Raw genomic sequence first — 3071 nt, 5'->3', positions numbered from 1 at the left:
GGCGAGTCGAAGTTGCCCGGCACCTGGATGGCGATGGCCGCCTCGCTTTCCAGCTGCCGCAGCCAGCCCCGCAGCAGCTGCAGGTGCCCGGGGATCCACTGCAGCATGGCGTTGGAGAACAGCAGGTCGATCGTGTCATCGGCCTGCCACGAGGTGGCGTCGGCCAGCTCAAAGCGCAGGTTCGGCGGGTTGTCTCCGGCGTGGGCGGTGTCAATCATCTGCCGGGAAGAGTCCAGGCCCAGCACCAGCGCCTCGGGCCAGCGTTCGGCCAGCAGCCTGGTCATGTTCCCCGGCCCGCAGCCCAGGTCCACGATTTTCTTTGGCGCCAGGTGCTCCACCCGCGCCATCAAATCCAGGTAGGGCCGTCCCCGGTAGTCGGCGAATTCGGTGTATGTGCTCGGCTCCCACTTCATAACCCAAGTTATTGCCGCACACTGCGCCACGACTAGGGTCTGTTAACAGTTCGCAACCGTTAGGCTGGAAGCATCATGATGCTCACTGACTTGCTGCCGGCAGACCCGAACAACGTCTCCGACGAGGAAATCTACGAGGCCTTCGGCCGCTGGGTTTCCGACCGCGGAATCACCCTCTACCCCGCCCAGGATGAGGCGTCCCTGAACCTGGTGGCGGGGAACAACGTCATCCTGGCCACCCCGACCGGTTCGGGCAAGTCGCTGGTGGCGGTCGCCGCCCACTTCTACGCCATGTGCCGCGACCAGGTCAGCTTCTACACCGCGCCGATCAAGGCGCTGGTTTCGGAGAAGTTCTTCGATCTGTGCAAGATCTTCGGCGCCGAGAACGTAGGGATGCTCACCGGGGATTCGGCGGTGAACGCGGATGCGCCGATCATCTGCTGCACCGCGGAGATCCTGGCCAACATTGCGCTGCGTGAAGGTTCGCGCGCCGATGTGGGCGTGGTGGTGATGGACGAGTTCCACTTCTACGCCGACCCGCAGCGCGGCTGGGCCTGGCAGGTGCCGCTGATCGAGCTGCCCCAGTCCCAGTTCCTGCTGATGAGCGCCACCCTGGGCGATGTGACCCGCTTCGAACGTGAACTGAGCGAACGCACCGGGCGGGAGACCACCACCATCGCGCACACCGAACGCCCGATCCCGCTGCACTTCTACTACTCCATGGACCCGGTGCAGGAGGCGGTCGACGAGTTGATCAAGACCCGCCAGGTGCCGATCTACATTGTGCACTTCTCCCAGCTGGACGCGATCGACCGCGCCACCGCTGATGAGCATCAACGTCGCCACCCGTGAGGAGAAGGAGAAGATCGCCCAGCTGATCGGCGGGTTCCGCTTCGCCGCCGGGTTCGGCAAGACCCTGAACCGCCTGGTGCGCCACGGCATCGGGGTGCACCACGCCGGGATGCTGCCCAAGTACCGCCGCCTGGTCGAGCAGCTGGCGCAGGCCGGGCTGCTGAAGGTCATCTGCGGCACCGACACCCTGGGGGTGGGCATCAACGTGCCGATCCGCACCGTGGTGATCACCGCGCTGTCCAAGTTCGACGGGACCCGCACCCGGCTGCTGAACGCCCGCGAATTCCACCAGATCGCAGGGCGGGCCGGGCGCGCCGGGTTCGACACCGCCGGCACCGTGCTGGTCCAGGCCCCCGAGCACGCGATCGAGAACGCCAGGGCCATGGCCAAGGCGGTGAAGAAGCACGGCGAGGGTTCCTCGAAGCTGCGCCAGATCCCGAAGAAGAAGCCGCCGCAGGGCTTTGTCAGCTGGGGTGAGAAGACGTTCGAGAAGATCGTGCACGCCGCCCCGGAAACCTGCGCTCCTCCTTCCAGGTGTCGCACTCGATGATCCTGAACCTGCTCGAGCGCGAGGACAACGCGTTCGAGGCCGCGAACCGGCTGCTGAGCGAAAACCATGAGCCGCCGGCCGCCCAGCGCCGGCTGAAGCTGCGCGCCTGGGGATCCTGCGCGAACTGCTGGCCACCGGTGGTGGTGCGCAACGCGGAACCGGACCAGTACGGCAACCACTATGCGCTGACCGTGCACCTGCAGCAGAACTTCGCGCTGAACCAGCCGCTGTCCCCGTTCGCCCTGGCCGCCCTGGAACTGTTCGACCCGGAGTCGGCCAGCTACGCGCTGGACGTGGTCTCGGTGATCGAGGCGACCCTGGAAAAGCCGCGCCAGGTGCTCTCCGCCCAGGAGAAGAAGGCCCGCGGGGAGGCGGTCGCCAGATGAAGGCCGACGGGATCGAATACGACCAGCGGATGAACATCCTGGACACCATCAGCTACCCGCAGCCGCTGGCCGAGCAGCTGGAGTCCGCGTTCGAACAGTACCGTGCCGGAGCCCCGTGGCTGGCCGACTTCGAGCTCGCCCCGAAGTCGGTGGTGCGCGACATGTACGAACGCGCCATGGGCTTCTCCGACTTCGTGCAGTACTACCAGCTGGCCCGCTCCGAGGGCGTGCTGCTGCGCTACCTGACCGATGCGTACAAGGCGCTGCGCCAGAGCGTGCCGCAGGATGCGCTGCGTGAGGACCTGGTGGATCTGATCGAGTGGCTGGGCGAGATGATCCGCCAGATCGACTCCTCGCTGCTCGATGAGTGGGAGGAGCTTTCGCGCGGTGAGCTGGTTGAGGAGACCGAGATCGCCCCGCCGGCCCCGGAGAATCTGACCAGCAACATGCGCGCGTTCCGGGTCATGGTGCGCAACGAGATGTTCCGCAGGGTCAAGCTGTTCGCCGACGAGCAGGAGGCGGCGCTGGGCGAGCTGGACGGGCACAACGGGTTCGACGCCGACGCCTGGGCCGAGGTGATGGACCAGTACTTCGAGGAGCACGAGGACATCGACGACGGGCCCGGCGCCCGCAGCCCGAAGCTGTTCCTGGTCACCGAGAAACCCAACCGCATCTGGCAGGTGCGCCAGATCTTCGCCGACCCGCAGCAGAACCACGACTGGGGCATCAACGCCACCATCTCGCTGGACGAGTCCGACGAGGCCGGTCACCCGGTGGTCACGGTGACCTCGGTGGGGCGCCTGGACTAGCGCGGCCCGGGCCCGGGAACGCCCAGGATCCGAAGTTCCTCCGCCCGGCTCAACCCGGTTG

The 3071-nt window shown here is 66.6% G+C and carries 1 protein-coding gene and 1 pseudogene; one reads left to right on the top strand and one right to left on the bottom strand.

The window, feature by feature from the left end; all coding sequences use genetic code 11:
- The coding region (locus tag JCM19049_RS10525; RefSeq protein ID WP_279402954.1) for a methyltransferase domain-containing protein at positions 1–413 on the bottom strand (413 nt) is incomplete at its 3' end.
- A gap of 75 nt (positions 414–488) precedes the next feature.
- Here JCM19049_RS10525 and JCM19049_RS10520 point away from each other — a divergent pair.
- A pseudogene (locus JCM19049_RS10520) lies at positions 489–3010 on the top strand (DEAD/DEAH box helicase).
- The last annotated feature ends 61 nt before the right edge of the window (positions 3011–3071 follow it).

The sequence above is a fragment of the Arthrobacter sp. JCM 19049 genome (genome assembly GCF_001310435.1).
Note: the sequence above shows the minus strand (reverse complement) of the source record. Positions and strands in the feature narration are given on the sequence as shown.